The organism is Mesorhizobium sp. M0317 (assembly GCF_040321555.1).
In the GTDB taxonomy this organism is placed as follows: Bacteria; Pseudomonadota; Alphaproteobacteria; order Rhizobiales; family Rhizobiaceae; genus Mesorhizobium.
The window spans coordinates 53,172-60,324 of the sequence record NZ_JAMYRV010000045.1 but is presented as its reverse complement, the minus strand read 5'-3'; the positions used below and the strand labels follow the sequence as shown (position 1 = coordinate 60,324).

Here is a 7,153-nt window from a genome sequence, read left to right as displayed (position 1 = left end):
CCTCCGGGTTCGAAAGCAGAATGTCTTTGACGGCAGCGCTGGTCGATTTACCTTCTGTCTTGGTCATGGTGGCGTTCCTTCCAGGAATCGGTGACGTTGAACATCACCAGCCTGCCATGACCGCCCTCTCTCAGCGAATTTGCAGAACTCTCAGCACACTACCCAGCAATGTCTAGCATGGAGTGAGTACTTACGGCCTTTTCGACCTTTCCATGCCGTCCGTCAGTTAAGATGCCCGCTGTAAGGAGAACCGCCGAAGGCGTGAAGGCCGATGTCCGGGGTTGGGGCGCTATGGGTAAGCCAGCACCCGAGATCAACGCTGGCTGCGGCGGTAGCCGCTGCAGTGGTCCGCACTGACATGCTTCGCCCTCTACCAATCAAGGCAGCTGGTGCGGGTACTCGATGACTGGGATCTTCCGGTAGCGCCCAAGCACCTTTATTAGGCAGGCAGGCATCACGCCGCTGCGCACCCGGTGCAATTGACATTGATCGAGGCTGGCGGCAGTAGCTGCAATGTCAGTCTGGGTGAGAGGATTCGGGAGGAACATGGGTGAGGCAAAACAAAAGGCCGCGGCGATTTCAAAATTGCTGGATGGTCTTTCTGATGAAGCGAAAATCGTTAACGACGCTGCTCAAGCCTTGTTCGACAAATTCATCAAGCCGGGGCATGTCACAGGCATGTGCTACCACTCAGTATTTTTTCTGCATGAATTTTTAAAAAACAAGTATGGAATTTCCACGGTTCCAGTCGTCGGTTACGTCAATGACGGAACCGACGACATAATGATTTCCCACGCCTGGCTGGAGTATGACGGTAAAAAGACTGACGTTAGCCTCGCCGTGACAGCACATCCAGATGTCTCGCCCGCAGGACAACTCATAATCCTCGATCGGGTGGTTAAGCGTGGACACAAGTATTCCTACCATCGCGAGATGACGACGGCTGGGCTGCTTCAGCTGCAGAAAATGCGTATGGTTGGCCAGCAAGCGCTCGTTAATCATAAGATGGAAGAGCACTCGATCATGACGGCCCGGAGCACGCAAACTGATTTGATCCGCTCCTACCTTGACGGCGAGCCGAACGGTTTGACCTATGAGGAGATTGTTGCGTTGATCGAATCCTGATCGGTTACCGATAAGGCCAAACTTCCATCCGTGAACCTTTTTACAGGGCGCCGCCTGATTGTACGTTCTGTAAGCGATTGAGGCATATGCCGCGACAGTCTTGCTGCGCCATGTCATGGCACAGCAAGAACTGTAAAAAAGTAGGAGATTTCTTGGCTCCGGCGCTTACTTCGTCACATCAGCTTGCCACCAAGGAGATGCGTGAATTTCGAGGGGAGATGCCAAGCAGCGCGGGCAGTGAAAAAGGTTCGCGGCAACCTCAACCCCGGTAGACGACTGGTCGCAATGCAAGCAAAACCAGATGTCGCTTACCTCATGACCTAGGGGGTGTTCGGCACGGCCGGCGCTGTCTGGCACGGTTGAGCGACGAGGCCAGTCTGAGGCGATTCGCGCGTGAACCAGCTTGCGCCAACCCGAAGCTATTTCGAGCGCGGCATGTCGGAAGTTTGTATGGTCAATCGGGTTCGCTTTGAGGCTGTGATCTGTTACTCGAAAACGAGCAGGAGCTAAGGGGGCCTCAGGTAAGGTCACTTCCCAACCTCGTCCCCACATGCGAACATCGTCCGACTGCGTGCTCACCCGATAGCTGTGCCCTTGCAGTTCGCCCTCGAACTTGTCAGGGCCAAGCACGCTCCAGGGATCAGTATCTATGGAAATCAGCGGATTTTCGGCAAGCACCAGCGCCCGAGCGATAGCCCGATCCCCCTCAGACGGACGCCATCCCTTCCTTTCTGCATTGGTCAGGGCGTTCCAATGCGGGTAGCCCAATGCCTGTGCAATCACTTCCAACGCGCCTATGTGTTTTATTCGCCTGGCGCGGGCAATGTTTCGCGCAGCGGTCTTCAGTTCCTTCAGTTGATCGCTATTGCTCATGATCCATTCCTATCGTGGTAACGGATCCAACATGTGCCCACTGCTGACAGACCCGTCCCAGGAGGGAATGGTTGGTTAAATCTCAGCGACAGCGCACTGCGAGGCTTTGCATGGTGGGCACACTGGCCTGTGCGGGAGGCCATCGCCAAATTGCCTTCAGCCACAAGAAACGTCAAGTCATTTACCGAGGCTTTGGAACGGTTGCGGCCGAATGAGCCAAGTCTGCCTCGCGTCACATACTCGGCATGGCGTCGATCGTTCAAGGCCCCGAAAGCAGGCGTTCGGGGCAACGGCAGTCGAACTGTGACAGACGAGGGTGGTCACCGGATCTCAGACGAATGAGATGATCATTCGATCGGCGATCATGGAGACCTCAAGCGTCCCGACACCGCTCTTGTCCTGCCCCATGTTATGATCCCTTGGAACGAAGGGCTGCCGTGTAGCGGCCGCCCTTCGCACCCCTGGCTAAGATTCCCCCGCACTGTTCCTACGTCGTGCGTCCTTGTGTTCTTGTTTTGTTCTGATATCCTTCCTTAACCCGCTCAGAATAAAATTCTTCAATATTTTCGAAGGGGGATCGAGTTTTGCTTGTAGAGAATCTTTCTATCGGCCGAGTCGTTATGCATGAGGTATTCCAGAGGAAAGACGGGCCTAATGTAGTGCCGCCATCCTACGGCAAGGATCTCGAAATACTGGATACCAAGGCTCTCAGTCATTTTGGGATGCGTATCACCGACGCGCTCTCCGCACAGTCCAAGAGCATAGAGATGCAGATAGTGAAGACCAATGACGCGAGCGTGGTTGGGACTGTTCGACGTCTTGTTCTCGCAACCGACACCGATTTCCCCAGCATCTCCAATCACATGGCCGATGCCCTCGCTGACGCACAGAAATCACGAGGGATTCCCGGTGGAATGCTTCTGGTCTTCGATGGGAAAGTCGGCGGCGACGGAAAGCCCTTCTTAGGGGTGATTAAAGCGGAGATGCAGTCGGGCTTTCAACGCCGACTGGCTGCAGCAAAAGTTGTGACCGAATTCCTAGAGAACATCTTCCTGACGCCAGCCACGAGACTTTACAAGCTTGCTCTCTTCATCTCTGAAGATGTCGCTGTCACGGCGAGCACAAATTGGCGATGCTTCGTATTTGACAGCAATATCACCGCCGCCCGCCGAGAGAACGCGGCCGTATATTTCTACGACGGCTTTCTTGGCTGCGCCTTTCCTGAGAGCGGGAAATACGAAACCGCGAAGTTCTTCGACCTCACGAAGGAATTCGTTCGCACAGCGGTAAATGACCGAGATCTCCGAAGGGACCTGGGCGACGCGCTGTTCGCCTTCGTCAAGGTAGATCAGGCACCCACGTTCACCTCGCAACAGTTCGGCGACACGTATCTTCCACCCGAATTGCGCGACCCGTTTAACAAGTTCCTCGAAGCCAAGAAATTCCCGACCAATAGAGCCGTGGTTCGGGACATCAGCGAGATGGGGGGAAGGTTGCGGCGCCGGAAGTACAAGTTTGGTCCAGACATCGAGTTCTCTGCGTCCCCGGACGCGATACGGAATGGCACCGTGACAATCAAGGATGTGCCGGCAGGCGATGTTTCGGATGGCGAGGCTGCTGCAAGCTGGACCAGGATCACGGTCCGCAGACCAGTCACCGAACAGCTATGACGACCGAGTTCGAGATCCTGCGGCGCTGGGAGGCGGAGCAGCAATACTACGATGCCTGGGGCAGGTTCGTCATCCACGCGGTCATCGACGGGCTCTCGACCCAAGTGAAGGCGCCGGGCCTGTTCTTGCGCCTTCCGGTTAAACATAGGCTGAAGGAGAGCAAGTCGCTTATCCAGAAGGCTCTCTATCGCGGCAAGGGCTATGCAAGCCCGTATGACGACATCGAGGACAAGGTGGGCATCCGCTTCGTCGTGCTCACGTCCGACGAAATAACCATCGTCGAGAAGGCGATCACCGAATTCGGCGACAGATACTGGTTCTGGGAAAAGGCCCGGGACTTCGCTGAAGAGCGAGCTCGCAAGCCTTGGGAGTTCGGGTACCAGTCGGTCCACTACGTGGTTCGGGCAAAAGCGGGGATCGTCTTCGAGAGCGCCCCTATGCCGCTGGACATTCCGTGCGAGATACAGGTCCGTACGCTGCTGCAGCATGCCTTTAGCGAAGTCACCCACGACACAATCTACAAACCGAGCGTCAAATCGACGCCTGAGATGATGCGAGCTGCGGCAAAGGCGATGGCGTTGATCGAAGCGACTGACGACTACTTCCGCCAAGTCGGTAGCCTCATCGCCGCATCGGTCAAGAGCGTCAAGGCTCTGATCGACGCCTTGTCCGTGTACTACCGAGACAAGATCGGCGTGGACGCGACTGTCACCACTCTCGACGGTGAGTTGATCGACGCGTACCTCCCACTGGCCGGGGAGAGCTCAATTGAAGACATCCTCCTTTGGCTGAACACCAAGGATTTCATCAGGGAGCGCATCAAGGGTCGGCTAGAGGAGCAAACCCTGTTCGCCTTGCCTTCGATCCTGTTGCTCTACTTCGTGGTGGGCAATTTCCCGAGCATCGCCACCTCGCCAGGTTTACTGACCGATGAGGAACTCGGGCCGATATACTCCGACCTTGGCTTGGCCCTTCCGCAGTAAGCCACAAAGCAGTCCAACGCCTCGACGCTCAAGTCAAAGAGAAGTTGGCCTCGCGAAAAAATCGTCACTCAGAACCTGCGCTGGAGCAGGGGCTGATCAGTCGCCCATTTTCCTCTGAGAGAAGCTCGGCGAAGGAGTTGTGTCGACAGAGGTTCGCCAAGCGTGACGTTGACGGGCGGCCACTATCTTTGTTCTCCAATTTGACGTCGAGTAACCGCAATGAGGTCGCCTCCAGAACGGCAGCTTATCGCAAATCCTAGCCGAAGCCCGCCAGGCCGGTAACGGCCCAATACAAGTCATTCGCTTGTCGCCCTTCGCGATGACACTTCTTGGCGCCCCAGTCTTCCAAGCCTGCAACGTTCACTGCATCGCACGGGCGCGTATATTGGGTATCTTCGATATTCTGAAACGTCACGCCATGCTGCTTCCGTTTAACAATACCTCGGAGGCTGCGCCCATGACACCGACGAAGCTCCTTGTCGGTCAGATCGTAGTTGTATTCGCCATCGTCATCCTCGGCGTATGGACAGCGACTCAATGGTGCGCCCACATGCTGGATAATCAGCTGCAGCTTGGCGCGCCATGGTTTGTCGCGGCGGCCTGGCCGATCTACAAGCCGTGGAAACTGTTCGAATGGTGGTTTCAATTCGACGCCTACGCCCCTGAGGTCTTCGACAAGGCCGGCATGCTTGCCGGAGCCAGCGGGTTCCTGGGCTGTGCGGCCGCAATAGCTGGCTCCCTCTGGCGCGCGCGGCAGAGGGGGTTGGTCACCACCTATGGTTCCTCACGATGGGCCGCGGCTCGGGAAATCGAGAAAGCAGGCCTGTTTGAGCCGGCCGGCGTTTTCCTTGGCAAACTGAAGGATCACTATCTGCGACATGACGGGCCGGAACATGTCATGGCCTTTGCGCCGACACGTTCGGGCAAGGGCGTCGGATTGGTCGTTCCAACTCTTCTTTCCTGGACCGGCTCGGCCGTCATTCACGACATCAAAGGCGAGAACTGGCAGCTGACCTCCGGCTGGCGGTCGAAGTTCTCGTACTCCCTTTTGTTCAACCCGACCGATCCAAGGTCGGCGCGGTACAACCCGCTGCTGGAAGTGCGCAGGGGCTCAGATGAGGTCCGCGACGTTCAGAACATCGCCGACATTCTCGTCGATCCGGAAGGCGCGCTGGAGCGGCGGAATCATTGGGAGAAGACTAGTCATTCACTCTTGGTCGGGGCCATCTTGCACGTGCTCTACGCCGAAGAAGAAAAGACGCTCGCCCGCGTCGCCACTTTCCTGTCGGATCCGCAACGCTCGTTTGCCACGACACTCCTGCGGATGATGACCACCAACCACCTCGGCACGGCGGACAAACCTCGGGTCCATCCCGTCGTGGCCTCGGCGGCTCGCGAGGTGCTTAACAAATCAGAGAACGAGCGCTCAGGCGTTCTCTCGACCGCCATGTCGTTTCTCGGTCTCTATCGTGACCCGACCGTGGCCGCGGCAACATCGGCCTGCGACTGGCGCATTGCCGACCTCATGGATGCGGAACGACCGATGTCGCTCTATCTAGTGGTGCCGCCATCGGATATCTCGCGCACCAAGCCACTGGTGCGACTGGTGCTCAATCAGATCGGCAGGCGACTGACGGAGCGGCTGGAAGGTGACCCGAAGAAGAGCCGCAAGTACCAACTGCTCATGATGCTGGACGAATTTCCGGCTCTTGGCCGCCTCGACTTCTTCGAGACCGCGCTCGCCTTCATGGCGGGTTACGGCATCCGCGCCTATCTGATCGCGCAATCCTTGAACCAGATCTCCAAAGCCTATGGCGAGAACAACGCCATTCTCGACAATTGCCATGTGCGCATTGCCTTTTCCTCCAACGACGAGCGCACGGCCAAACGCATCTCGGATGCGCTCGGTACGGCGACGGAACTCAGGTCCATGCGCAACTACGCCGGCCACCGGCTGGCGCCCTGGCTCTCGCACGTCATGGTCAGTCGCCAGGAGACCGCTCGCCCGCTGCTGACGCCTGGCGAGGTAATGCAGTTGCCGCAAGCTGACGAATTAATCCTTGTTTCGGGGTTGCCGCCGATCCGCGCCCAAAAGTTGCGCTACTACCAGGATCCCAATTTCACCGAACGGGTGCTGCCGGCGCCGGTGTTGCGGGAGGGTGTGTACGCGGACTGTCCTGCGTCGCGCCCCGACGATTGGAGCGGACAAGTCCGCAATGTTGACCGCCGTCTCGCTGCCGATGACGAAAACGCCGGCGCGGCAATCGAAGAAGAGGGCGGCGTGCAACAGCAGCGTCATCCCGGCCTGCCTGAAGAACACGTCGTCGTCTCTCAGGAGCCTGATCAAGACGACCTCTTCAATCTGGCGGACGATGACGCCGAGGCACTCGCAGACAAGCGTGTCATGGACCGGGTTTCTACCGCGGCGAGCGCCTACGGTATCAACGAGGGAAGGGGCGACGACAAGGACATCATCCCCGGCTTCTAAGTGCTTCCGCGGCT

5 protein-coding genes are annotated in these 7,153 nt (G+C 57.4%); 4 read left to right on the top strand and 1 reads right to left on the bottom strand.

Annotation, left to right across the window (positions count from 1 at the left end; genetic code table 11):
* Positions 1–546: 546 nt before the first annotated feature.
* Positions 547–1,125, top strand: a complete 579-nt coding sequence (locus tag NKI88_RS25670) for a hypothetical protein (RefSeq protein ID WP_352658186.1) — start codon at positions 547–549, stop codon at positions 1,123–1,125.
* Positions 1,126–1,290: 165 nt separating this feature from the next.
* On the opposite strand, the gene NKI88_RS25665 is transcribed toward NKI88_RS25670, so the two are convergent.
* Positions 1,291–1,998 (bottom strand): hypothetical protein, encoded by a 708-nt coding sequence (locus NKI88_RS25665; protein ID WP_352658183.1) that lies wholly within the window; start codon positions 1,996–1,998, stop codon positions 1,291–1,293.
* Between the two features lie 584 nt (positions 1,999–2,582).
* On the opposite strand from NKI88_RS25665, the gene NKI88_RS25660 reads away from it, so the two are divergent.
* The 3 genes from NKI88_RS25660 to NKI88_RS25650 all read left to right on the top strand — a co-directional run bounded on the left by NKI88_RS25660 (position 2,583) and on the right by NKI88_RS25650 (position 7,139).
* On the top strand, positions 2,583–3,668 hold the full coding sequence (locus tag NKI88_RS25660) for a nucleoid-associated protein (RefSeq protein ID WP_352561943.1): 1,086 nt from the start codon (positions 2,583–2,585) through the stop codon (positions 3,666–3,668).
* A complete protein-coding gene (locus NKI88_RS25655; RefSeq protein ID WP_352561944.1) occupies positions 3,665–4,651 on the top strand; it encodes a GTP pyrophosphokinase in 987 nt (328 codons plus the stop codon). Before NKI88_RS25660 ends, NKI88_RS25655 begins: the two co-directional genes overlap by 4 nt.
* Positions 4,652–5,108: 457 nt before the next feature.
* Complete coding sequence (locus NKI88_RS25650) at positions 5,109–7,139, top strand: conjugal transfer protein TraG (protein ID WP_352460408.1); 2,031 nt, start codon at positions 5,109–5,111, stop codon at positions 7,137–7,139.
* Positions 7,140–7,153: the final 14 nt, after the last annotated feature.

Excerpts from the sequence above, each read along its gene's own strand:
- NKI88_RS25655 (WP_352561944.1), top strand. The coding sequence starts at position 3,665 with ATGACGACCGAGTTCGAGATCCTGCGGCGCTGGGAGGCGGAGCAGCAA.
- NKI88_RS25665 (WP_352658183.1), bottom strand. The coding sequence starts at position 1,998 with ATGAGCAATAGCGATCAACTGAAGGAACTGAAGACCGCTGCGCGAAAC.
- NKI88_RS25650 (WP_352460408.1), top strand. The coding sequence starts at position 5,109 with ATGACACCGACGAAGCTCCTTGTCGGTCAGATCGTAGTTGTATTCGCC.
- NKI88_RS25670 (WP_352658186.1), top strand. The coding sequence starts at position 547 with ATGGGTGAGGCAAAACAAAAGGCCGCGGCGATTTCAAAATTGCTGGAT.